The following is a 24232-nucleotide window of genomic DNA, read 5'->3' on the forward strand; positions in this document are numbered from 1 at the left end:
CCGTTATGAGCTGTATACAAAGAAAAAAGGCAGCATTCCGCTACCCCTTTCATAAAGTATTCATTTTTATGATTCCATTTGTCTGGCAAGGAAACCTGCAGCTGTTTCAACTGCTTTTTGTTCCACATCGCCTAATGAATCTTCTTTAGCAAAAATTATGACTGCTCCAATCGGGTCTCCGTTTGCAATGATAGGGCCAATTGTATAAGCGGAGGAAGATTCTGTGTTCCCGTCAACAAGCGAGATATCGCCAGGCTGGTTAACCAGGACCGAGCTGCGCTCTTCCATTGTTTTTTCAACAAGATCGCTTATATTTTTGTTTAAGTAATCTTTTTTAGAACCGCCTGCAACAGCAATGTAAGTATCTCTGTCACAGATTAACACTGGATTTCCCAGGCTGTCATATAAGGCTTCTGCGTATTCTTTTGCAAAATCGCTCAGTTCACTTATTGGTGAATATTTCTTTAAGATGACTTCTCCATCACGATCTACGAAAATCTCCAGCGGGTCCCCTTCACGTATACGCAATGTTCTGCGGATTTCTTTAGGGATTACTACACGACCCAAATCATCGATACGACGAACTATACCAGTTGCTTTCATCCAACGTTGCCTCACTTTCATCTGATGATTTTTTAGAAAAGCGGAAGCGCACATCAGGATGTATGAACATCTGCTAAAAAACCGCCACGTCCTGTGGCGAACGCAGATGCCAGCACATCCTGTGCCAGTCCGACAAGCATAAGACGAATCACGCAGGAAACCTCCCAAAGCTCGCTTTGGTCGGGCGATGTATTGCTGCCGAAGCGTTCCTTTCCTGATTTCTGGAGTGATTTGGCTTATGACTCGAGGGGCTAGGCGCTGGAGCTAGACAATTCTATCTTCAGCGCAGCACTTACTCTTTCCTCTTTTGGCTATGATTCATATTGGGAGAAAATGAATACATCGCCATGTTTGAACTTAGTATCTTTCATATGGAAAGTTATATACGTGCACAAAAACTTTTTCTCTTAGATGTTATAGATTCCAAAACCGGATAAACATTCCAAATGATCCCTCAAATAAAAATTACCCTTGAATGGAACAGATAAACATTTCTATTGTTTCATTTTATTAACAGAGATATTTCCATGTTTTTACGCAGTTGGATGCTGTTGCCCTTTTTTAGCTTCATGCATTCCTTTTATTACTTCGTATGCGATGTTGAGCCATTCATTTGTTTTAGTTCCTTTAATATGGAGGACAGCCTTCAATTTCTTGCCTTCCATTCCAAGGCCAATCATTCTTCCGTATTTGCTTGTGATCTGGAATATTTTTTGGCCGTCAATATTTTCGCTGGCTTTTTCGGATAAGAGAATCAGCACTTCATTCTTCGATTGCTTAACAGTCTCAATGCCTGCAAGCTCTCCATAGACCTTCATTTCAGCAATCTGGAATAAATAAGCTACCTCTTCAGGATACTCGCCAAAGCGGTCGATCATCTCATCCTGCAGTTCTTCCACATCTTCCAGCGATGAAATTCCACGGAAACGTTTATACATTTCAATTTTCTGATGTCCATCAGACAAATAGAAATCTGGAATATAAGCATCCACATCCAAATCGATTTCAATTTTTGGCGCTTTTTCTTCTCCGCCGCCAATTTTCTCTTTTCTTTCTTCAATCGCTTCTTTAAGCATTTGAGAATAAAGATCAAAACCAACTGAATCGATGAATCCATGCTGTTCGGCTCCCAATAAATTACCGGCACCCCTGATCGATAAATCTCGCATGGCGATTTTAAAACCTGATCCGAGTTCCGTAAATTCTTTTATTGCCTGAAGCCGCTTTTCGGCTACCTCTGTTAAAACTTTATCTTTTCGGTATGTGAAATAAGCATATGCAACCCTGTTGGAACGGCCAACCCTTCCCCTTAACTGATAAAGCTGAGAAAGGCCCATTTTGTCAGCATCATGGACAATCAGTGTATTGACATTCGGAATATCGACTCCTGTTTCTATGATGGTCGTGCTGACAAGAACATCGGACTCGCCTTCAAGAAAGCTTAACATTACAGATTCTAACTCATTTTCCGTCATTTTCCCATGGGCATAAGTTACCCTTGCATCTGGAACTAACATGGATATTTCCTCAGCTTTTCGTTCTATATCCTCTACACGGTTATATAGAAAATAGACCTGTCCATCCCTTGCCAGTTCCCTCTCTATTGCTTCGCGGACTAACGAGCCGTTGTATTCCATTACGTATGTCTGGACCGGGAATCGGTTTTCCGGCGGAGTCTCAATGACAGATAAGTCCCGGACTCCAAGCATTGACATATGCAGGGTTCTCGGGATTGGCGTTGCTGTCAGCGTAAGGACATCTACATTCGTCTTAAGCTGCTTGATCTTCTCTTTATGTGTCACACCAAAGCGCTGCTCTTCATCAATAATGAGCAGGCCTAAATCTCTATATTGGATATCTTTCGACAAAATCCGGTGTGTGCCGACAACTACGTCAATAGTCCCTGCCTTTAAGCCTTTTAAGGTTTCTGTTTGCTGTTTTTTCGTCTTGAATCTGCTTAAAAGTCCGATTTCTATCGGATAATCCTGGAATCGCTCTCTCATCGTTTCATAATGCTGCTGGGCAAGGATGGTGGTCGGTACTAGGAAAGCAACCTGTTTCCCATCTGCAATCGCCTTAAAAGCTGCACGGATAGCGACTTCTGTCTTACCATAGCCTACATCGCCGCATAGCAAGCGGTCCATCGGGCGTTCCCTTTCCATATCCTTTTTGATTTCATGAATGGAACGAACCTGGTCCTCTGTTTCCTGGTATGGGAACGCTGATTCAAACTCTCTTTGCATATCTCCGTCAGGACTGAACGCATAACCCTTTGATGCCTCACGCTCAGCATAGAGCTTGATCAAGTCATCTGCAATATCCTGTACAGATGATTCAACCTTTTTCTTAACCCTTTTCCAATCATTTCCGCCCAATTTATAAATCTTCGGCTCTTTCGCTTCCGAGCCAACATATTTCTGGACAAGATCAATTTGCTCAACTGGTACATAAAGCTTATCACTACCCTGGTAACGTATATGAAGATAATCCTTATGGACTCCGTTAATTTCAAGCGTTTCAATCCCCAAATACTTTCCTATACCATGGTTTACATGAACGACATAGTCGCCGACTTTTAGCTCGGAATAGCTTTTAATTCTCTCCGCATTGGATAACTTTTGCCTGCGCGCCTTCTTTTTGGTGCGCTTATTAAAAAGTTCTTCTTCCGTAATAACAGCAAGCTTTTGGCTCGGAAGCTCAAACCCTGTTTGAAGGGTTCCTTCCAAAATTTGCACCTTGCCTTTCAAAAGAGGCTGATTGGCATTTACAAAAGCTGCATCAATTTCATAATCCTCAAGGACTCTTTGAAGCTTTTTGACACGCTCTTCGTCTGGACCCAGGAAAACAACAGAATACTTGCCTTTTCTCCATCTTTCCAGTTCACTTTTAAGCACGTGCATCTGGCCATGGAAATTCTGCATTTGCTTGCAGGAAATGTTGATGATGTTCTGCGGATTTGTGTTCGGTACATGCCTTAAGAACAAGGACATATACGTAATCGGCTGCTTAGACCTATGCAAAAACTCCTTTAAGTTATGGGATACCTTAACATTGTGGATGATCAGGCCTTCTCCTAGCAGACTTGTATACCATTCCGCTTCTTCCTTCTCAAGGGAATCATTCATTTCCTGTACACGGCTGATTTCATCTATGAAAATCAAGCCATTGGCTGGAAGGTAGTCTATTAAACTACTTCCTTCATCAAATGCAAACGATAGGTATTTGAAAAGCTGTTCAGGCTTGTTCCCCATTCTCAGCTGTTCCAATTCATAGCCTACATTCTGTGCCAGCTGGGTTTTTGCTTTATCGTCCTTTAGTTTTTTCAGGCTTGCACCCAAGCCATTTTCCAGTTTTTCAATCAATTTATTAAAATGCTCAGCATCAAGCGGTATTTCGGTTGCTGGACCAATTGAGAATTCGGTCAACTTATCTTTTGACCGCTGGTCTTCCAAAGAAAATGTGCGGATTGAATCAACATCTGTATCAAAAAGCTCAATTCTGACCGGATCTGCCTCTGTTAACGGATAAATATCAATAATTCCGCCTCTGACACTAAATTCTCCTGGTGAAGAAACCATTTCAGATCGAACATAGCCCATTTGGACAAAACTCTTTAATTGATCCTCAGTCAGTTCATCGCCAACCTTTAAGGATAACTGGTATTTGCTCCAGTGGGATGGAGGCGGCAGAATCTTCCTTAACCCTGCCATCGGGACAATCATGATTCCTTTTTTATTTTTACTCCAATAATTCAAAGCCTCTATCCGCTGGGCCTTCAATTCCGGGCTTGCAATTCCGATTTCAGCTGCAATGAGTTCATTTGCAGGATATAAAAATACATCTGTTTCTCCTGCCAGATTCACGATATCATCGTATAATTTCTGGGCCTGCAAAAGGTTATGGGTTACAACCAGCATCGGCCTTTCGGATTGCTCATATACGGAAGATAAAAACAGCGTGCGCGCAGATCCGGATAAACCCGCAAGCATCTGCTCCCTTAACCCTTCCTCTATTCCAGACAAGATGGAACTTACATCATCCTGCTGGCTTATAATCTGTTTAAGACCTAACATGAAAGCCCCTCCTAATGAAAAACACAAGCGCCGCTTTATGCGCTCAAAGCTAGATAACTGCCAAATTTGAAATAGTAATACTTTCGTATCCTTTTATAAGCGATCTCACTTCACAGCCGCTTTTGTTATCATAATCTTACTAAAAAAACGCGTTGTGGAACAAGCACTCTATAAATGGGTATCTATTAAAAACATCCCCAATAAAACTGAATAGCAGGGAATGATGCAGACTAAAAATAAGTATAATGTCAAACACAAGCATTCAGCCAGCCCACCGGGGAAGATGAATAAAACCCCCGGGTAATAAGGATGGCGTCAGAAAATAGAAATAGAAAAATGCTTTGGATTGTCTCCAAAGCTTGTTAATGAATAATAAAGTCCTGTTGATGGTAATCAGGATTGCGTTCAAGTGATTCCTGGCAATCCTCGCAAATAGCTTTTACATTCAGGTTTCCTGACTGGTCATATGAGATCATTTCCTGGCGTTCCTCATCATTTAATTTGTGAAATCCAAGTTGCTCTGTATGAACAGAGTCATTCTCAATCGAGCCAATCTTCGTTCCGCAATGACGGCAATGATAATGAATAGCCATGCCTGTCCCTCCCCGTCAAACTTTCCATAATCCTATTATGGGCCTTTGAGCGGGAACTTATTCATAGAGCCAATGAGACAATGTTTAAAGATACATTATTCTATGATAGAAACAAAAAAATATGAAGTTTATTGATTAAAATCATTCATTACCTGTAAAAATGGTTTTTTGAACCACTCTTCACAGGCATCCGCACATCTTTTAGCCACTTCGTCCATGACTTCCTGTTCTTCTTTTGTGAACCGCCCCAATACATAATCGGGGACCTTCATGCCGTTTGGAGGCCGATCAATGCCTACTCTTATTCTGTTAAATTCCTGTGTCCCCAGATGGGCGATTGTCGATTTAATGCCATTGTGCCCGCCAGCGCTGCCTTTTTGCCGAAGCCGAATCTTACCCACAGGCAGATCCAGGTCATCATAAATGACAACCAGTTCTTCATCATTAATCTCAAAATAATCCATAACAGCCCGGATGGATTCCCCGGATAAATTCATATATGTAAGAGGCTTAAGCAGAAAAACCTTTTCTCCGTTCACATATCCTGTTCCGAATACCCCTTTCAATTTTGCTTGATTCAAAGGAATATTCAGCCGTTCTGATAAGACATCAATTACATCAAAGCCAATATTATGTCTCGTTTTATCATATTGCTTGCCGGGATTCCCCAACCCTACAATCAGCTTCATTATTTCACCCCATAATAGAAAAGCTCAGAGCACTCGCTTATCAGCGACAAGCCCAAGACGATAGCGCTCGGAGCTAAACAACTGTTAAGTTATTCTTCTTAATTTTACTGAAAAGTGCGGTACCTGGGAAAGGAGCCGCTCCACCCAATTTTTACAATGCATTCTTTGCCTGCCCTTGCCGGCGATCCTGCATCTATGCAAGAAAACAGGGGCTGACGATATGATGCCTATCGGGCCAGCCCCTGCTTGAAAAGGCTTCGCTCAGCCTATTCCTCACTTGCTTTATCTTCATTTGCTGTTGTTTCTCTTCCTTCTTCGCTTTCAGGTGTACCTGCTTCCTGTTCCTCGCCGCTATTAATTTCTTCCTCCTGTCTTGGAGGGAGAATAGAAGCAATAACCTGTTCTTCTTCGTTATTAATTTCATAGCCGCGATTACCCTTAATGTCAGCTACCGTTAAAGTCTCATTCACCTGAAGATCGGTAACATCGACTTCAACAGCAGAAGGAATATTGCTTGGCGTAGCTGTTACAGATACCTCATGCATGGACTGCTGCATTACCCCGCCGTCCTTCACTCCTGCTGCATCCCCAACCAGCACAACACGTACATCGGCAGTGATTTCCTTTGTCATATCCACAGCCAGGAAATCAGCATGGACAATTTCATTTTTTAAAGGATTGGACTGATAGTCGCCCAACATTACATCAAATTTATTCCCATTCAAATCCAAGGAGAAAACACCATTTCTGCCAACCTCCTTAATCGTCTTAAGGAAATCAGCTCCACTTAAATAGATGGATTTGCTCTCAAGCTTGGAACCATACAATACAGCAGGAATATTTCCTTCCTCGCGCAATGCGGTTAAGTGGGAATTACGTGATCCTTTTCTTTCTTTCGCTTGCAATACAGCTGTCATAAATACATCCCCTTTCTCATTTTAGAAGTTATAAAGTCATGAACTGTCTATATAAAAAAATGCCCTAAAATGAGAAAGTCTAAACGTTTTAGTTTTTTCAGCTTTATTACTTATTTAATGATAGCACAGCAGGCTTGCTTTTCAGCAAGCCTGGCCTGTTTTTTTAATTTTACTATCAATCGAACAGCGTGCTGACAGATTGCTCTTCATGCACACGGATAATAGCTTCCCCGATAAGCGGCGCTACTGATAGTTCAACAATCTTATCTGTTTTCTTTTCTTCTGCAAGAGTGATTGAATTTGTCACAACCAGCTCTTTAATGGTTGAGTTTTCGATTCTTTCGATTGCAGGACCTGATAGGACAGGATGCGTACAGCATGCATACACTTCTGATGCGCCATTTTCAACAAGGGCATTGGCCGCTAGTGTTATCGTTCCGGCGGTATCAATAATATCATCGATTAAGATGGCAATTTTTCCATCAATGTTACCCACAATGTTCATGACTTCTGCAACATTTGGCTTCGGACGGCGCTTATCAATTATGGCAATTGGAGCCTTAAGGCGATCAGCCATTTTACGTGCGCGTGTTACACCGCCATGGTCAGGAGATACGATTACGATATCGCCATCCATGATTTTGTTCTTAAAGTAATCAGACAGGATCGGCACTCCCATTAAATGATCAATAGGAATATCGAAGAAACCTTGAATCTGTGGCGCATGCAAGTCAAGTGTGATTACGCGGGTCGCACCTGCTGTTTCAAGCAAGTTCGCCGCAAGCTTAGCTGTAATTGGCTCACGCGCTCTGGCTTTGCGGTCCTGGCGGGCATAGCCATAGTAAGGCATAACAATGTTGATTGTTTTTGCAGATGCACGTTTAAGCGCATCAATCATAATCAAGAGCTCCATTAAGTGCTCATTAACAGGAGAGCTTGTGGATTGGATAACGTACACATCGCATCCGCGGATACTTTCCTCAATATTGATTTGGATTTCACCATCGCTAAAACGGGTCACAGAACATTTCCCCAGCTCTACACCAATGACATTTGCAATTTCTGCAGCTAGCTTCCGGTTTGAATTTAAACTGAACACCTTTAAATTTGGATCTAAATACTGGTTAGACATGTTGGGCCTCCATCGCATTATTTCTTACTGAGGATGTTTAAAAGTCCGGGAAAAAGAACTGTCGAATTCCTGCGTCAGCTTGCTTCTCCGCTCTTTTTGTCCTCCTTTTTAAAATTTCCTTTTGTTTACTTGTTTAGCTTTTGAACGTAATTTTCCTTATTGACCTGGCGTGCACGGGCAATGGAAAGGGCTTCACCCGGAACATCCTCTGTAATGGTTGATCCTGCTGCTACATAAGCACCTTCACCAATAGTTACCGGTGCAACCAGATTTGAGTTACAGCCAATAAACACACCATCTTCTATTTTGGTCAGGTATTTATTTTTGCCATCATAATTGACAGTAATTGAACCGCAGCCCAAATTAACATCCTTGCCAATTTCTGCATCGCCAATATAGCTTAGATGAGAAGCCTTGCTCCCTTTTCCAAAGACAGACTTTTTCACTTCAACAAAGTTACCGATTTTCACTTCATCGTGAATGTCAGATTGCGGACGAATATGGGCAAATGGCCCAATATTCACCTGTGAGCCAATATGGCTGTCATATGCTGCAGATTGGCGGATTACTGTCTGATCCCCTATATGGCAATCGGATATCTCCGTATGAGGTCCAATAACGCAATCTGAACCAATTAGCGTATTGCCTGAAAGAATGGTTCCAGGGTAAAGCACAGTATCAGAACCAATTTTAACATCCGCACCAATATATGTGTTTAACGGATCAATGATTGTAACTCCATTACGCATATGTTCTTCATTTATCCGCTTTTTCATGAATGTTTCTGCCTGGGATAGTGCTACCCGGTCATTGACACCTAAAGTCTCCTCAAAATCGGCTGTTTGATAAGCCGTAACGATTTCACCCTCATTTTTAAGGATTTCAATGACATCCGGAAGGTAATATTCGCCCTGGACATTATCATTTGTAACCTTGTTCAAGGCTTCAAAAAGTGCTTTATTATCAAAGCAGTAAGTTCCAGTATTGATTTCTTTAATCTTGCGCTCTTCTTCTGAAGCATCTTTGTGTTCTACGATTTTTTCAACCATAGCCTGCTCATTGCGGATTACACGCCCATATCCAAATGGACTTTCCGCATGCGCAGTTAAAATAGTCGCTTTTGCAGAAAGCTCTTCATGATGCTTAAAAAGCGCTTCCATTGTTTCATGCTTGATAAGCGGAGTATCTCCACAAACAACGATGGTGACGCCTTCTTTCCCTTCAAGCAATTCGCGTGCCTGCATTACGGCATGTGCTGTACCAAGCTGCTCCACCTGAAGAGCATATTTGCTGCTTGAACCCAGCTGTTCTTCAACCATCTCGGCGCCATGCCCTGTAATAGTGACAATTTCTTTTATATTAAGCTTTGAAACTTGATCAACAACATGTTGAACCATCGGTTTACCGCACACAGGATGAAGGACTTTATAAAGCTTTGACTTCATTCTTGTCCCCTGGCCTGCGGCTAAAATTACCGCGTATCGATTAGACATTTACAGGCCTCCAATTTAACCTTTTTATCCATTAAGAATATATCTTAAATGGGCTCTTATTTCAAGGAATGATAACAAAGTACAAATATTTGTCATTACCGTAAACGGTATTTTCACAAAAAATGGTTTATTTCCCCAAAAGACAGGGTACAGGAAATATAAAAAAAAGCCCTAAGCCCCTCCATTATCTGGCGGGCTTAGAGCTAAAAAGCTGAAAAAATAAAAAAGAGCCTTACTTATGAAGTAGGCCCTTGTTGTTTTATTCTTTAGGAAGCACCGGCTTCTTCAAATTCAACTTCTAATTCACCTAAACGGTGGTACTCGGCTAATACAGCCTCCTGGATTTTACCGCGCGTTCCTGAGTTAATTGGGTGAGCAATATCTCTAAATTCTCCATCCGGAGTACGTTTGCTAGGCATAGCTACAAATAAGCCATTGTTCCCATCAATCACACGAATATCATGAACAACAAATTCATGATCCAAAGTAATAGATGCGATAGCCCTCATTCGTCCATCCGTATTGACGCGGCGTAATCTAACGTCTGTCACTTCCATTCTGTTCACCACCTTTTCCAGAAGATATAATCCTAATTTTATAAATTCAACATATTTCCTAATTCTCCTTCTTAAATGGGAAAATATTTTTTGAATATTTTGTTCATCTTTTTGCTTTTATCAAAATTGCAGATAAAGCTCTAGTTACGCCTCTTATATCAGAATTTTTTCCTCTATTTTGGATAATAAAAAAACGCCCGTTTTATTTAACGAGCGCAACTACTTCTATCTCCACCAATGCATCCTTCGGAAGGCGGGCTACCTCTACACAGGAACGTGCGGGCTTATGCGTGCTGAAATATTCTCCATACACTTCATTGATTGCTGAAAAATCATTCATGTCTTTTATAAATACAGTTGTTTTTACAACAGTATTTAAAGAAGCACCTGCCTCTTCCAATACAGACTGAAGGTTTTTAAAAACCTGGTGAGTCTGCACTTTTACATCACCCTCAATCATTGCTCCTTCTGCTGTAAGCGGAATCTGTCCTGAGCTGTAAAAAAGATTGTTGACTGTAATTCCTTGTGAATATGGCCCAATTGCTGCAGGAGCCTGGTTTGTTTGAATGATTTTCATGAATTCTCCCCCTAAAAATATCATTTATTTTTAGCTCTGTTAAACTTGCCTGTTAATTTCCGCTCCTGGTACTCAGCGAACGGCAGGCGGTAAATAATGTGCTTTAAACGTAACCTATTTTTTAAAATAGTTTCCTTCACTTACATTGATCTTCTTTTCCCGTACATCTACATCGGAGAGGCGCACAAGAGAAAGGTACTCATCAACCAGCCGTTCTTCTGCTTTTTCAGCCTCAACCAGGACAGCAATCCCAGCCAGATTGGCTTTAAATTCCTCCAGCATGCTGACCATGCCATTCACTGTTCCGCCGGCTTTCATAAAGTCATCGATGATTAAGACATTGGATCCTTCCGGAAGGCTTCGTTTTGAGAGAACCATCGTTTGGATCCTTTTTGCCGATCCTGACACATAATTAATGCTTACAGTCGAACCTTCTGTCACCTTGCTGTCCCGCCTTACAATGACAACAGGTACATTGAGATAGTTAGCGGCAGCATATGCGAGGGGTATCCCTTTGGTAGCCACTGTCATTACGACATCAATTGGTTTATCTGCAAATGCGGAGGCAAATAGTCTACCGGCACGCTGGACAATCAGTGGATCCCCCAATATGTCGGTCATATACAGATATCCGCCCGGCAAAAGCCTTTCTGGACTGGCTATCAGGCCGCATAGCTCATCTACAAATGGACGAGCCTCATCATCCGTTACCTTTACATTGAACTTGACTCCGCCAGCTGCTCCGGAAACGGTCTGCAGTGTACCTATTCCCCTCTGCTCAAATGTTTCTTTAATGATTGTTAAATCCTCGCTAATGGAGGACTTGGCAGAACCATATCTTTCTGAAAAGAAAGTTAAGGATACCAGCTGACGCGGATGGTTTAATAAATAATTGGTCATATCTATTAACCGTTCGCTTCTGCGAAATTTCATTTGTGGAACCCCCATGTAAATCCGAATATTTTAACGATAATATACCATTAATATACGGATTTAATCAAGCCTATGCCTTTCCCCAAGCATTCTGACAGCAAACACCTGATCACAGAATCCTCTTAAGCCATTATAAATCCGATGCATTCTTGAATCATGGTGGACAAGTCCAAACACAGTAGGGCCGCTGCCGCTCATCAGGACAGCATCTGCCCCAAACCTTTTCATTTGGTCTTTAATTTGCGCCACCTCAGGATGCATCTGCAATGTTACATCCTCAAGAACATTTCCGAGATTATGGCAAACCCCTGCATAGCTTCCGTTATGTATAGCTTCAATCATTCCGCCAGTATTCGGATGGTGTACCTGGCTTACATCCAGCCTTCTATAAACATCCGCTGTCGATACGCCGATAAATGGCTTGGCCAGTATTACCCAGCAAGTAGGAGGTGCGGGAAGCTCTTTAATCACTTCTCCTCTTCCTTTTGCCAAAGCAGTCCCTCCATAAACACAAAAAGACACATCCGAACCAATTTCCGAACCAATTTCAGCAAGTTCATCCATTGAAAGGCCTAATTCCCATAGCTTGTTTAGACCTCTAAGTGTAGCTGCCGCATCACTGCTTCCGCCCGCAAGTCCTGCAGCAACAGGAATCGTTTTTTCGATTGTAATGGCTACACCTTTTTGCACTCGAAACCGTTCTTTAAGAAGATGCGCAGCCTGATATGCCAGATTCCGCTGATCATCCGGGACAAAACGGTTATGCGAGATAATTTTTATTTCATTTTTGTCTAAAAGCGTTAATTCCAGGCGGTCCGCCAAATCAATAGTTGTCATAATCATTTCAACTTCATGATAGCCATCTTCCCTTTTATGTAAAACATCCAATGACAAATTGATTTTAGCAGGTGCCTTAACCATGACCTTCAACATTTCCACCTACTTCTTTAAATATAAAAAAATTTATAAAATTGAACTTTGATAACTGTCTAGCTCCAGGCATCATCGGCTCGAGGTCATAAGCCAATCCGTCAAGAAGGTTAAAGAACAACCTTTATGCAGGCTTGTCTTATGCTTGAGGCCCGCAGGACAAGGAAAGCTTTGTCAGCGTACTCATCGTACGACTAAAAGCGGTAGTTTTTGGGAGGATGCGGGTCATGCAGACGTTGCCCCAGGACGCGGCATTTTCATCTGCATTCCACATAACAGGTGCCTTATGCTTTTCTTATAGAGCGTCTCCATTTTTTGTCCTATTTTACCACAAATTGAACAGAAAAGCGCAAGGGCCTGAATAATAAGGTTCTTTTGAGATTTTCGGCCTTTTAGAGACATTTCTAAATAATAAATGCCGAAGCGTAAGCTCCGGCAGCCGCAGTACTTTTTTTATTGTTAATGGTTGAAACAATGAACAAAGCTATGTGTTATTTGCTAAGATTTTGCTGTGCCATTTCGATAGCCCGCTTCACCATATTGCCGGCATCTTTGGCACGAATGCCGCCCCAGCCTTCTTTTTGGACTACATCATAAAACCCAAGCTCTTTTGCGATTTCTTCTTTTAAACCATTTGACATAACGCCTCTTCTTCCGCCCAACATTAACATCTCCTTTTACTGCGGTACTTTTATTATGGAACAGGGACCTTCTATTCATAAGACCCTTATTTATCCTGAATAAACAGCCCCTCAGCAAAAAAAGACAAAACAAAAAGCAGCAAACAAAATGTTCACCGCTCTGCTGTAAAATATATGTTAGCTTAAAGCAACCTGTCCTGATGTGTCTTCGTAGAATGTAATTTGAACCGTTTCTGTTAAAACATCCGCATAGCTATAAGATACACGTTCAAATGCATTTTCATCTTGATCTAATTCAATCACAAATACGGAAGGGTACGTTTCTGCCAAAACACCTGAACGCTCAATGGTCTTTCTGCGTCCGCCATTTGCTTTTAGCAAGAGCCTTTTTCCAAGATTTGAATCAAGAGCTTTTTTAATATCCAATAATGTTTTTGCCATTCGGTCCACCTCACTATGTAAAGTATATCACACTGACACAATACTGTCAAATAAAAATATAAATTATAACAGTCTTTAAAAATAAATGTCAATATGTTTTCTTCTACTTTTTCTTCTAATTTTCAACAATTTTAGGATTACCTTAAACTTAAAAGAATATGTATCGTTTTTAAAGATCCGTTTGGAAAGCGATCTATCAGCTGTTCCTCTTCTCTTTCCAGAGGTTTTGAATGTCAAAATACATCATAATTTGTAGCTTTATGCTTTTTTGTTGTAACAAAAAAACAAGCCGTTCCATAAATATAAACGGCTTGCCGGATTATGATTCATTTAACTGTTCGTCATTAAAAGGCATTCCTGTTCTCAAAACACCTCGCGTTTCAATACCTCCCAACCCCTTTTCACCTGTTAATGTGTTTCTTAAGATATCCCATACATTAATTCTTTCCATAAAAGGAGTAAGGCTTACTTTAGCTACAATATAAACGGGGTCAAGAGCATGAATATTTACCCTTGAAGGGGAGCTCGCAAAGTTTGCACCTGCATGGATCAATGATTCAAAGTGGGATTGGCAGGCCCCTGCAAAAATAACGAGCTGATCCAGATGGGGAATCTTTTTTCTGGCTTCTCTTACCGTTTGCACAAATTCCCTGGAATGCCTGTAAGCATTAATATCCGATTTCTTTCCTTTGGACTTGGAATATGCATCATGACCGGTAACAACCAGGATATCAGGCCTGTAATGATCGATGAGCTGTCCGATTTTCATCGGCATTTCCTTTTCATTGCAATGAATGCCTGTAACCGGGATGCCTATTTTGTCATATACACTCAGGCATTTCTTTAAATATGAGGGATCTCCATCCAGATGCAGCACTCTTCCTGGTATCTGAAAATAATTAAGTGTCTTGCTGTAGCCGTCTGTGACCTCATACTCCTGTTTTTCTCTTAAAAGGGCTATATCCTGTCTGAAAAGCTGAAAGGACTGCTCTTCAAGAGATCTATACTCCTGTTCGATTTTCATTCGGTCCGCCTGGTTGATGACGATTAAATCTTCATAGGGAGCATCGGCAACAAGACGAATATCCTCTCCAAATAAAACGGCCATTTTCTTGCCGTTCTGTTCTTTAATATCAATCACACGGAATAGAATATCACAGCGATAAGAAATTCTTCCGACGATATCCATAATATTTATAGTCAATGTCGTCACTCCAATTGGCCCACAATGAGAATAAGGGCTTTTCTAATCTCTTTGGCTTTTATACTTCATTAACGGGATAAGACCGCTGACGGGATTAATATTTATGTCATAAATTATGCATTCGTCTATAAACATGTGCGTATAAAAGGAGATTAGATGCCTTATTCACAGCCGCATTATGGCTATAAAAAAAAGCCTGCTTTTAGCAGGCTTTGATTTATTTTAAATCTGATTTTTTAAGAAGGCTCTGTTAAATCTGCCTGTTGATTTCCGCTCCAGGCACTCAGCGAACCGGACGGTCCGGGGCCGCCCGCAGGACATTGAATAAGCATCCTTGAATAGGCATCGCAAGAAGAAAATGCGAATGCATTTTCGAGGATCTCGCGCCTTCCGCTCCAATCTGCAGGGTGCCAAAATCAACAATGAGCTATAATACCCCTTTAAGAAAAGTAAGGCAGAAGGGCGTCACTTAAACGCGCAAACTCTTCTATGGATAATGTTTCTCCTCTTCTCCCAGGATCAACCTCAGCCTGTTCAAGTGCAGACAGGATTTTCTCCTTCTTTTGTTTTCCTTCAGGAAGCTGGCTTGTCAGATTATTAAGCAAGGTCTTGCGTCTTTGAGCAAAGCTTGATTTTGTCACTTGGAAAAAGAACCGTTCGCTCTTAACCGTTACTGCTGGCTCTTTGCGCTTTGTCAATTTAATGACCGCGGAATCCACATTTGGCTGCGGTACAAATACCGTCTTAGGGACAATCATGGCTGTTTCCGCCTCTGTATAGTACTGGATAGCGATAGATAGGGAGCCGTAATCCTTCGTACCTGGTCGGGCTGAGATCCTGTCAGCAACCTCTTTCTGCAGCATACAGACGATACCCCTGATTGGCAGCTTGTCCTCCAGCAGCTTCATAATTATTGGAGTTGTCACATAATAAGGGAGGTTGGCAACAACCATAATATCATTAATCCCATTAAATTCCCTTTCAATTGCTGCGTTTAGATCTGCTTTTAATACGTCTTCATTAATAATGGTTGTATTGGGGTATGGCGACAATGTTTCTTCTAAAATGGGCAGAAGGCGCTGGTCGATTTCAAAAGCAAGCACTTTTTTGCTTCTCCTTGCCAATTGTTCAGTCAGGGCTCCAATTCCTGGGCCAATTTCAATTGCGCCGGATTCTTCCGTTAAATCTGCATGATCAACGATTCTTCGGAGTATATTGGTATCAATCAGAAAGTTCTGTCCAAGGCTTTTCTTAAAAGAAAAACCGTATTTATCCAAAATCGCTCTCGTTCTGGCTGGTGTTGCAATATCTTTATGCATTTTGTTCCTCCTTGCGAATAGCTTCTACTGCAGCAGCAAAATCCTCCCGGCTAACCTGGAACATCATCAGCCTTTTATGGAGCTGTTTCCCATTTGTGTAGCCAATTTTAAGCAGCTTACCAAGCTTTTCTCTTCTCTCTTTGGCACCATCTCCGCCAATCAGACCAGCAGTGACCAGGTCTTCCTGAGTAATTGTCTCTTCATAGATTTCCTGCATCACCTGGGCATCTTGTAGAGCCTGGCGGATCATTTCCGGGGAAGCATGCTCAACGCCAACCCCTTTCCCATGCTTATGCAAGGCATCCGCCTTCTCTATAAAAGCATGCTTGCATCCCGGTACTTCATTAGTGATCGTATTTCTTATCTTCTGTCCGGGAAAATCGGGATCTGTAAATACTATAACGCCTCTCGTTTGCTGGGCCAGCTTTATTTTTTCGATTGTTTCCTGATTGATGGCTGAACCATTTGTTTCAATTGTATCGGCATCCAGCGCCCTTCGGATGGCTGCTGTATCATCCTTGCCTTCCACAACAATAATTTCTTTTATCTTCATACTTCCTCCTCTATATTACAAACAAACAGCCGCTCATTACCGGCTTTGCCTAACTTATAAAAAATGAATTTAAAAAAATGAAAAAAACTTGAAACATTTCTGTAATGTAATTCGTCTAAATACATGAAAGAAGAATATATTTATAAAGAATATTTTTTATTATATCTGAAAGTCCCAGCAAAAGAAAAAATGTTATTTCTAACTTCTCCGCTAAACAATAAAAAATGCAGGGGAATGGCCCCTGCATAAAAAGGAAATATTTATAATTAAGCTAAAATTAATTCAAGATCTTTATCTTTACTGTTCTTCTGCCCCATTTATAAGCTTCTGCTTTAGTGGCGAAGAAAACATCAATTTTATTTCCTTTGATAGCTCCGCCTGTGTCAGCTGCAACTGCATAACCATAGCCTTCAACATAAACTTTCGTTCCAAGCGGAATTACACTTGGATCAACAGCTATTATTTTTGCACCAGGATTTGCACGCAGATCCAATCCAGTTGCCGTCTTTCCTGAGCAGCCGCTGCAATGAGCAGTATATGCTGTAGAGGATACGTAAATTTCTTTTCCGCTTTCCTTACTGCTGGTTCCACGGGACACTACCTGTGTTGCCGCAGCTACCTTCGTTCCAACAGCAACGATTTTATCCTGCTTTTCTTTTACTTTCTTTTCAGTGATCAGTTTTCTGGAAACTTCTTTGCCATTTTCCAAAACAACTTCAAACTGTTTTGTCAGAAGGCCTTCTTTTCCGGCATTCACGACTTTTTCAGTACCTTTAGCCAAACTATTGTCTTTTTTCCAAACAACTGCGAAATTAATTGGTTCTTCCACTACATCGGTGACTTTTTCAACTCGAATGACTTTTATAGTGTCATTGGCTTTGACTGTCTCTTCCAACTTTGGTTCAACGCGGTCTAATTCATTGATTTTGATTCCCTGCTGTGATAAAAAGTCAGCGACCGTAGTCGAAGTTGACCAAACCTGCTTTTCTTTTCCGCCATTATTCAGCGTTAAAGAAAATGCTTTTTCTACTTGTATTTCCGTATTGCTCTTAATTTTATCCTCTGGCTTTGGCTGAACCTTATCATGTTCATTTAAAGTAATATTCTGTTCTTTTAAAACTTCCCCAACCGTCTTTGCTGCGGTCCAAATCGTTTTCTTCTCGTTATCTGTTACAACTTGCACCTGTTTAGCCGGTTCATAAACAATTTCCAGTTTGTCTTTCACCTGTGTGTTTACCGAGGGAAACACATAATCTTCTGAGCGCAATGAAATGTTTAGATCATCGAATATATCCTGAATCGTTGTTGCATGCGTTTTGATGACTTTTTCTTGGCCATCCAGCGTTAATGCTACTGTTTTCTTTGTTGTTTCATACATGATGAAACCGAAAGCAGCTGCAAAAACTATTAAACTAGCAGAAAAAATGGCCATTTTCTTTTTACTCAAAGACTTGGATAACAGGTTTTTCATGTTTTGAATCACGATGAAAAACGCCTCCTTTTCTCTCGGAGTGATTATATAGAGTATCTTGCCGGCTGTCAACTCTTTCACTTTCCTTGCTGCCATACAGGCTTGCGGAATGCAGGCTTGCGGCTATTATTGCTGCCCTTGAAGAATTGCGCTCTATCTTTATGTATGAAAGACAGATTCCCTCTATGCATACCTTTCTGTAAACGCCCCGTTTTTTTGAACACCCGCTCGCCTTGGTTTAATACCTTTCAACATTGAATTTAAAAAATCCTGCTTTTTTTCACTGATTACTTTCCCTTGGCAGATCGCGATTCCGCCTTAGGAACCTTCATTTTCTAGTAATTGGCAAGCTGTTCTCTTAAACGTATTTCCTATTATGCAAAAAAAACAAGAGAAAGGAAAGAGAGACTTATCGACATGGTTATCCTATGAGACGAAGGAGACATGTAGAACTTTTTAGAAACAGAAAAAATTTGGACAAGCTCCTACAGCATTCGACAAAAAGGGTTATCAGTTTATGCCGAATAATTTTTTTGCATTTACGGTTGTCGCGCTTGCAACTTCTTCTACAGAAACTCCTTTTATTTCAGCTATTTGCTCTGCAACTAGTTTTACATAACTAGGTTCGTTCCTTTTCCCTCTGAATGGATGGGGAGCTAAATACGGGCAGTCCGTTTCAATCAATAGCTTTTCCAAGGGAATAACATCAGCCACTTCTTTCGGCTTTTTTGCATTCTTAAATGTAACTGGTCCTCCCAAAGAAATATAGAAATTCATATCTACACACTCTTTGGCTGTTTCAGGGCTTCCGCTAAAGCAGTGCATGATTCCGCCTACTTCTCCGGCGCCTTCTTCCTTAAGAATTTCTACAATATCAGCTGTTGCATCACGGTTATGGATGACGATTGGAAGCTTTACTTTTTTAGCCAGGCGGATTTGCTTTCTGAATACTTCCTTTTGAACATCTTTTGGAGACTTATCCCAATAATAGTCCAAGCCCATTTCTCCAAGAGCTACCACTTTCGGATGCCGGGAAAGCTCCTCAATCCACTGTAGATCCTCTTCTGTCATATCGATCGCATCAACCGGATGCCAGCCAACGCTTGCGTAAATAAACTCGTACTTCTCTGTTAGCTCCATGGCTTTTTCAATGGTTGGACGGTCAAAACCGACTACCACAATATTGGATACTCCTTCACTTAAGGCTCTGTCGATAACCTCTTTCAAATCTTCGTTATATTGTTCGGCATTTAAGTGTGCGTGTGTGTCGAAAAACATAAAAAAACTCCTTTTTGCTTATATTATTTTTCTGTTACAAACTTTTCACTCATATAACAAACAGGAATTGGGTTGGTCATTCCCTTCCTGGTTCAAGTAGTTACCTTTCTGCTGATTTTTACTTATCGGAAACATTATTTTTAAAAAAAGAAAAACATAGAAATGCTTACGGTATACGCTTAACACTTCTATGTTTTTAATTTTATTAGTTCTGTTAAACTTGCCTGTTGAATTTCACTCCAGGCGCTCAGCGAACCGCGGGCGGTCGGGGAGCCTCCTCAAGCATTAAGCCTGCGAGGTCTCCCTTTGACTCGCTTCAACCGCTGGATTCTCGCACCTTCCGTTCCAATCAAGAGTGCTAATATCAACAATGAGCTTTAACGGAGCCATTTTATTAAAGAAATAAATAATTATTTAACTCTTGCTCCTAAAGGAAGGGATTCAGCAATTGTGGCAAGTGAAAGCTCGCCGTCTTTTCCGCCTGCCAGAATCATTCCTTCTGAAAGCTCGCCGCGAAGCTTAACAGGTTTCAAGTTTGTTACACAAATGACTTTTCTTCCAACCAATTCTTCAGGTTTATAGAACTTTGCAATACCGGAAACAACCTGGCGTTTTTCATAGCCGAGATCCAACTGCAGCTTTAGAAGCTTATCAGCCTTTTTCACCGGTTCAGCTTGGATAACCTGCGCTACTCTTAAATCGACCTTCATAAAGTCATCAATGGTTATTTCTTCACTATCCGGCTTTTCTTCTGCTTTTGCTTCAGGCTTCGCTTCTTCTGTAGGGGCAGAACCCTGCATTTTTGTCTTAATAAATTCCACTTCTTCATTAATATCAAGGCGAGGGAATATAGGATCTCCTTTTGAGACCTTTGTACCTTCCGGGATCAGTCCGAATGTTTCAAGACTGTCCCATGATGTTAATGCTTCTCCATTCACATTTAACTGAGTGAAGATCTCTTTTGGTGTACGGGTCAAGAAAGGCTGCAGCAGAACAGCGATTCTGCGCAGAGACTCTGCTAGATGTACCATTACACTTGCAAGCTCTTCTGTCTTTTCCTCTTCCTTGGCAAGCGCCCAAGGCTGAGTTTCATCTATATATTTATTCGTCCTGCTTACAAGCTGCCACACCGCAGAAAGGGCAACAGAAAACTCCATTTTTTCCATTGCTTCCTCATACCTGGTAACAGTCTCACTGTTCATTTTAAGCAGCTGCTGGTCAAACTCACCGTCTGAGCCATTATAAGTTGGGATAGCCCCATCAAAATACTTATTTACCATGGCAATCGTACGATTTAAAAGGTTCCCTAAATCATTGGCAAGGTCAAAGTTAATTCTTTCAACAAACCCTTCAGGGGTAAACACACCGTCTGCCCCAAATGGCACTTCACGGAGTAAATAGTAACGGAGAGCGTCCAGTCCATAGCGGTCAATTAACGTAACCGGATCAACTACATTCCCTTTTGACTTGGACATCTTCCCGTCCTTCATTAATAGCCAGCCATGCGCAAATACTTTTTTAGGAAGCGGAAGATCCAAAGCCATCAGCATAATTGGCCAATAAATGGTATGGAAACGTACGATTTCTTTTCCTACTAAATGAACATCTGCGGGCCAGTAGTTTAAATACTTTGAATCATCATCAGTACCGTATCCAAGGGCTGTAATATAATTGGATAAAGCATCAATCCACACATAAACAACATGCTTAGGATTATTTGGAACTTTTACACCCCAGTCAAACGTTGTTCGGGACACAGCCAAATCCTCAAGCCCAGGCTTAATAAAGTTATTGATCATTTCATTCTTGCGGGATTCCGGCTGAATGAATGAAGGATTTTCTTTATAATATTGCAGGAGCCTGTCAGCGTACTTGCTGACCTTAAAGAAATAGGATTCTTCTTTTACTTTGTGAACCGGACGTCCACAGTCAGGGCAGTTTCCATCTGACAGCTGGCGCTCTGTGTAGTAAGACTCACAAGGAGTACAGTACCAGCCTTCATATTCTCCAAGATAAATATCTCCCTGTTCGACAAGCTGGGCGAAGATTTTTTCTACAATCTGTTTATGCCTGTCTTGGGTGGTACGGATAAAATCATCGTAGGATATATCGAGCTTCTTCCATAATTCCTGGATCCCTGCCACGATTTCATCTACATACTGCTGCGGAGTAACACCTTTCTCTTCCGCTTTCTCCTGAATCTTTTGTCCATGCTCATCAGTTCCCGTTAAGTACATAACATCATAGCCGCGCATACGCTTATAACGTGCCATCGCATCACCGGCTACAGTTGTATAGGCGTGCCCTATATGTAAATTTCCGCTAGGATAATAAATTGGAGTGGTCAGATAAAAAGTCTTTAATTTTTCCTCCACAAGATTCCCTCCCTAATTTTAAGAAAGCATCGGTGCATATATTTATGCAGCTAAGCTTATTATTGACTCTTTTTTATAAAATCTCATCAACTATTAAAAAATCCCGCCCAATGGGACGAGAGTAAAAATCAGAAAAATCGTGCCGTTATTGGGCCTGCTATATCTGTGTTTATCAAAAAGTTATATTCGTCATCATAACCTCTTATACCATCAAAATATACCTAAAAACTTGAATTTGTGCAACCAATAGGCAGATGTGAAGCTAATGAATCTTTATTATAGGCTATGTTAAAGCTGATTGTTGTTGATTTATGCACTCTTAATTAGAGTGCCAGAAGGGACCCCTCAAAAATGCATTCGTTTTTCTTTCGTCCAATTCTAGGATGTTAATTCAATGTCCTTCTGGAAAAGAGGGACAAAGGTAGACCCCACAGCTTGAGGAGGCTCCCGGACCCGCCCGCAGTTCGCTTAGCCTTGAGCGGAAATCAGCTGACAATTATAACAGAGCTTTTTAATAAAAAAATTTGCTTAATAAAAAATTAAAATAAAACTCCTTCTTTATCCCTATAAAAGGAAAAGCACCTTCGAATATTATTATATCGAAGTTAAAGGTTTTTGTAGAATTTTGTCGAAATGTCGAAACGAGTCATTTTTGAAAATTATAGCAAAAATCTGCCTCCCTCCCTCTCCTTCTATTTCATTTCAGCAATAAAACCTTATTGTATCAACACTCCAGTGTGTATCCTAAAATTTTCTATATGAATTAAAAATAAAGTAATTGACGTATTTGGGAATGGCTGGTATTATGTAATTAATAAAGATTTTGTCGAATAATGACGAAACAACATAGATAGAGAAAAATATTATTTGGAGATTTGAGAGGAGAAATTTATTATGAAATCCACAGGTATTGTTCGTAAAGTTGATGAGCTTGGCCGCGTTGTTATCCCTATTGAATTAAGACGTACATTAGGAATTGCAGAAAAGGATGCTTTGGAAATCTATGTAGATGACGAAAGAATCATCCTTAAGAAGTACAAGCCAAACATGACATGCCAGGTTACTGGAGAAGTTTCTGACGAAAACATCTCTTTAGCTAACGGAAAACTAATCCTTAGCCGTGACGGTGCTGAAAAGCTATTAAAAGAAATTCAAAACACATTTGAATTAGTAAAATAATAAAGAGAAAAGCTTCTCACATTTGTGAGAAGCTTTTTTTATTACTCAACATGATAGGCATGATAAACATCCCGTTTGTTTAATCCCCTGTCCTTTGCTGTATGCTTAATGGCTTCTTTGCTTGCCAATCCTTTTTCTTCTATATAATGCTTTACGTGGTCTTCTATTGAAACATTTTCCCACCAGACTGGTTCTTCTTCCTTCATATCTTCAGAGGCACCTTCAATAATGATGCAAAATTCCCCTCTTACTTCTCCACTGGCGGCCCATTCGATTGCTTCGGAAACCGTTCCCCTAATAAATTCTTCATATCTTTTCGTTAGTTCCCGGCACAAGGAGATGTTCCGGTTTCCCATCAAATCACCAATTAATGAAAGGGTCTCCTTGAGGCGATGAGGAGCTTCATATAAAATCGTTGTCGCCGGCAGCTTCGCCAGCTTTTCCAGCTCTTGTTTTTTTATTTTCTTCTGCCTGTTTAAGAAGCCATAAAAATAAAAGGGCTGTGTATTAATTCCGGAAGCGATCAAACCGGTTAATGCAGCATTAGCTCCCGGAAGCGGCACAACGGTAAGCCTTTCTTCAACAGCTGCTGTTACAAGGTCATAACCCGGATCTGAAATAGCTGGCATTCCCGCATCGCTGACAAGGGCTATCTTCGCGCCATTTGTCACTTTTTCCAGAAGCTTTTGCCCGCTTGCTTCCTTATTATGTTCATGATAACTAATTATGGGGGTTGCAATCTCAAAATGATTGCAAAGCTTCTTAGTATTGCGTGTATCCTCCGCTGCAATAAAGTCAGCCTCTTTTAAAATCCTTACTGCCCTGAAGCTCATATCTTCAAGGTTTCCAATTGGAGTTGGAACCAAATAAAGGATTCCTTTTGTCTCTTCATTTTCAAAGCTTTTTTGCTGCCACATATGTACCCACCCGTTTCCTTCGCGAAAAGCGCTGAGCGCCACCAGTTGTTTGCAGACTAAAACCGCCACGTCCTTCCAAAAGCTAACGCTTTCGGTCGTGCGATGTAACGCTGCCGCAGCTTTCCTTGTCCTGTGGCAACGTCTGCATGACCCGCATCCTTCGGCCTTAAGCTTAAGACAATCGGCCGGAAGGTTGCCCTTTACCTTCTGGAGGAGTTGTCTGAAATGTGCAGGCGACTTGCCCAGGGACGACAACATAAGACTAGCCCTGTAAGAAGGTGTTTTTTCCTTCTGAAAGGGATTGGCTAGTCTTTCAACCCTAGGAGCCGGACCTAGACATGCTTAAGATCTCGAGCC

At 41.1% G+C, this 24232-nt stretch carries 21 protein-coding genes; 1 reads left to right on the plus strand and 20 read right to left on the minus strand.

From position 1 onward, the window contains the following. Positions 1–66: 66 nt before the first annotated feature. From spoVT to metG, 19 genes are all read right to left on the minus strand, one after another. A complete protein-coding gene (spoVT, locus tag DFO73_RS26545; protein ID WP_110067665.1) occupies positions 67–603 on the minus strand; it encodes a stage V sporulation protein T in 537 nt (178 codons plus the stop codon). Positions 604–1136: 533 nt separating this feature from the next. Next, positions 1137–4676 carry a transcription-repair coupling factor gene (mfd, locus tag DFO73_RS26550; RefSeq protein WP_110067666.1) on the minus strand — a complete coding sequence of 1180 codons (3540 nt, stop codon included), beginning with the start codon at positions 4674–4676 and terminating at the stop codon, positions 1137–1139. 362 nt (positions 4677–5038) lie between these two features. Next, positions 5039–5269, minus strand: a complete 231-nt coding sequence (locus tag DFO73_RS26555) for an anti-sigma-F factor Fin family protein (protein ID WP_110067667.1) — start codon at positions 5267–5269, stop codon at positions 5039–5041. 128 nt (positions 5270–5397) lie between these two features. Continuing rightward, positions 5398–5958 (minus strand): aminoacyl-tRNA hydrolase, encoded by a 561-nt coding sequence (pth, locus tag DFO73_RS26560; RefSeq protein ID WP_110067668.1) that lies wholly within the window; start codon positions 5956–5958, stop codon positions 5398–5400. Positions 5959–6224: 266 nt separating this feature from the next. Next, positions 6225–6875 carry a 50S ribosomal protein L25/general stress protein Ctc gene (locus DFO73_RS26565; protein ID WP_110067669.1) on the minus strand — a complete coding sequence of 217 codons (651 nt, stop codon included), beginning with the start codon at positions 6873–6875 and terminating at the stop codon, positions 6225–6227. A gap of 175 nt (positions 6876–7050) precedes the next feature. Continuing rightward, complete coding sequence (locus DFO73_RS26570) at positions 7051–8007, minus strand: ribose-phosphate diphosphokinase (protein ID WP_110067670.1); 957 nt, start codon at positions 8005–8007, stop codon at positions 7051–7053. Positions 8008–8132: 125 nt separating this feature from the next. Continuing rightward, positions 8133–9500: a bifunctional UDP-N-acetylglucosamine diphosphorylase/glucosamine-1-phosphate N-acetyltransferase GlmU gene (gene glmU, locus DFO73_RS26575; RefSeq protein WP_110067671.1), complete on the minus strand. Its 1368-nt coding sequence runs from the start codon at positions 9498–9500 to the stop codon at positions 8133–8135. A 266-nt stretch (positions 9501–9766) separates the two neighbouring features. Next, positions 9767–10057, minus strand: a complete 291-nt coding sequence (spoVG, locus tag DFO73_RS26580; protein ID WP_009336662.1) for a septation regulator SpoVG — start codon at positions 10055–10057, stop codon at positions 9767–9769. Between the two features lie 202 nt (positions 10058–10259). Further along, positions 10260–10634 carry a RidA family protein gene (locus tag DFO73_RS26585; protein ID WP_110067672.1) on the minus strand — a complete coding sequence of 125 codons (375 nt, stop codon included), beginning with the start codon at positions 10632–10634 and terminating at the stop codon, positions 10260–10262. Positions 10635–10748: 114 nt separating this feature from the next. Further along, complete coding sequence (purR, locus tag DFO73_RS26590; RefSeq protein WP_110067673.1) at positions 10749–11567, minus strand: pur operon repressor; 819 nt, start codon at positions 11565–11567, stop codon at positions 10749–10751. Positions 11568–11627: 60 nt separating this feature from the next. Further along, on the minus strand, positions 11628–12497 hold the full coding sequence (gene ispE / locus DFO73_RS26595; protein ID WP_110067674.1) for a 4-(cytidine 5'-diphospho)-2-C-methyl-D-erythritol kinase: 870 nt from the start codon (positions 12495–12497) through the stop codon (positions 11628–11630). Positions 12498–12988: 491 nt separating this feature from the next. Beyond that, positions 12989–13159 (minus strand): small, acid-soluble spore protein, alpha/beta type, encoded by a 171-nt coding sequence (locus DFO73_RS26600; protein ID WP_110067693.1) that lies wholly within the window; start codon positions 13157–13159, stop codon positions 12989–12991. A gap of 156 nt (positions 13160–13315) precedes the next feature. After that, on the minus strand, positions 13316–13579 hold the full coding sequence (gene veg / locus DFO73_RS26605) for a biofilm formation stimulator Veg (RefSeq protein WP_110067675.1): 264 nt from the start codon (positions 13577–13579) through the stop codon (positions 13316–13318). A 319-nt stretch (positions 13580–13898) separates the two neighbouring features. Then, positions 13899–14783: a sporulation peptidase YabG gene (gene yabG / locus DFO73_RS26610; protein WP_110067676.1), complete on the minus strand. Its 885-nt coding sequence runs from the start codon at positions 14781–14783 to the stop codon at positions 13899–13901. 440 nt (positions 14784–15223) lie between these two features. Then, positions 15224–16102 (minus strand): 16S rRNA (adenine(1518)-N(6)/adenine(1519)-N(6))-dimethyltransferase RsmA, encoded by an 879-nt coding sequence (gene rsmA, locus DFO73_RS26615; protein WP_110067677.1) that lies wholly within the window; start codon positions 16100–16102, stop codon positions 15224–15226. Beyond that, positions 16095–16655 carry a ribonuclease M5 gene (rnmV, locus tag DFO73_RS26620; RefSeq protein WP_110067678.1) on the minus strand — a complete coding sequence of 187 codons (561 nt, stop codon included), beginning with the start codon at positions 16653–16655 and terminating at the stop codon, positions 16095–16097. Before rnmV ends, rsmA begins: the two co-directional genes overlap by 8 nt. 277 nt (positions 16656–16932) lie before the next feature. Continuing rightward, the gene (locus tag DFO73_RS26625) at positions 16933–18126 is read right to left on the minus strand and encodes a G5 and 3D domain-containing protein (protein WP_110067694.1); all 1194 of its coding nucleotides are present in this window, start codon (positions 18124–18126) and stop codon (positions 16933–16935) included. 510 nt (positions 18127–18636) lie between these two features. Beyond that, a complete protein-coding gene (locus tag DFO73_RS26630; protein ID WP_110067679.1) occupies positions 18637–19404 on the minus strand; it encodes a TatD family hydrolase in 768 nt (255 codons plus the stop codon). A 410-nt stretch (positions 19405–19814) separates the two neighbouring features. Beyond that, the gene (gene metG / locus DFO73_RS26635; RefSeq protein WP_110067680.1) at positions 19815–21779 is read right to left on the minus strand and encodes a methionine--tRNA ligase; all 1965 of its coding nucleotides are present in this window, start codon (positions 21777–21779) and stop codon (positions 19815–19817) included. Between the two features lie 894 nt (positions 21780–22673). Here metG and DFO73_RS26640 point away from each other — a divergent pair. Next, positions 22674–22958, plus strand: a complete 285-nt coding sequence (locus DFO73_RS26640) for an AbrB/MazE/SpoVT family DNA-binding domain-containing protein (RefSeq protein WP_110067681.1) — start codon at positions 22674–22676, stop codon at positions 22956–22958. A 41-nt stretch (positions 22959–22999) separates the two neighbouring features. Here the strand turns inward: DFO73_RS26640 and rsmI are convergent, their stop codons facing one another. Next, positions 23000–23875 (minus strand): 16S rRNA (cytidine(1402)-2'-O)-methyltransferase, encoded by an 876-nt coding sequence (gene rsmI, locus DFO73_RS26645; RefSeq protein WP_110067682.1) that lies wholly within the window; start codon positions 23873–23875, stop codon positions 23000–23002. Between the last annotated feature and the right edge of the window lie 357 nt (positions 23876–24232).

The organism is Cytobacillus oceanisediminis, assembly GCF_003182355.1.
Lineage (GTDB): Bacteria > Bacillota > Bacilli > Bacillales > Cytobacillaceae > Cytobacillus > Cytobacillus oceanisediminis_A.

Excerpts from the sequence above, each read along its gene's own strand:
- spoVT (WP_110067665.1), bottom strand. The coding sequence starts at position 603 with ATGAAAGCAACTGGTATAGTTCGTCGTATCGATGATTTGGGTCGTGTA.
- mfd (WP_110067666.1), bottom strand. The coding sequence starts at position 4,676 with ATGTTAGGTCTTAAACAGATTATAAGCCAGCAGGATGATGTAAGTTCC.
- DFO73_RS26555 (WP_110067667.1), bottom strand. The coding sequence starts at position 5,269 with ATGGCTATTCATTATCATTGCCGTCATTGCGGAACGAAGATTGGCTCG.
- pth (WP_110067668.1), bottom strand. The coding sequence starts at position 5,958 with ATGAAGCTGATTGTAGGGTTGGGGAATCCCGGCAAGCAATATGATAAA.
- DFO73_RS26565 (WP_110067669.1), bottom strand. The coding sequence starts at position 6,875 with ATGACAGCTGTATTGCAAGCGAAAGAAAGAAAAGGATCACGTAATTCC.
- DFO73_RS26570 (WP_110067670.1), bottom strand. The coding sequence starts at position 8,007 with ATGTCTAACCAGTATTTAGATCCAAATTTAAAGGTGTTCAGTTTAAAT.
- glmU (WP_110067671.1), bottom strand. The coding sequence starts at position 9,500 with ATGTCTAATCGATACGCGGTAATTTTAGCCGCAGGCCAGGGGACAAGA.
- spoVG (WP_009336662.1), bottom strand. The coding sequence starts at position 10,057 with ATGGAAGTGACAGACGTTAGATTACGCCGCGTCAATACGGATGGACGA.
- DFO73_RS26585 (WP_110067672.1), bottom strand. The coding sequence starts at position 10,634 with ATGAAAATCATTCAAACAAACCAGGCTCCTGCAGCAATTGGGCCATAT.
- purR (WP_110067673.1), bottom strand. The coding sequence starts at position 11,567 with ATGAAATTTCGCAGAAGCGAACGGTTAATAGATATGACCAATTATTTA.
- veg (WP_110067675.1), bottom strand. The coding sequence starts at position 13,579 with ATGGCAAAAACATTATTGGATATTAAAAAAGCTCTTGATTCAAATCTT.
- rsmA (WP_110067677.1), bottom strand. The coding sequence starts at position 16,102 with ATGCATAAAGATATTGCAACACCAGCCAGAACGAGAGCGATTTTGGAT.
- rnmV (WP_110067678.1), bottom strand. The coding sequence starts at position 16,655 with ATGAAGATAAAAGAAATTATTGTTGTGGAAGGCAAGGATGATACAGCA.
- DFO73_RS26625 (WP_110067694.1), bottom strand. The coding sequence starts at position 18,126 with ATGAAAAACCTGTTATCCAAGTCTTTGAGTAAAAAGAAAATGGCCATT.
- DFO73_RS26630 (WP_110067679.1), bottom strand. The coding sequence starts at position 19,404 with ATGTTTTTCGACACACACGCACACTTAAATGCCGAACAATATAACGAA.
- DFO73_RS26640 (WP_110067681.1), top strand. The coding sequence starts at position 22,674 with ATGAAATCCACAGGTATTGTTCGTAAAGTTGATGAGCTTGGCCGCGTT.
- rsmI (WP_110067682.1), bottom strand. The coding sequence starts at position 23,875 with ATGTGGCAGCAAAAAAGCTTTGAAAATGAAGAGACAAAAGGAATCCTT.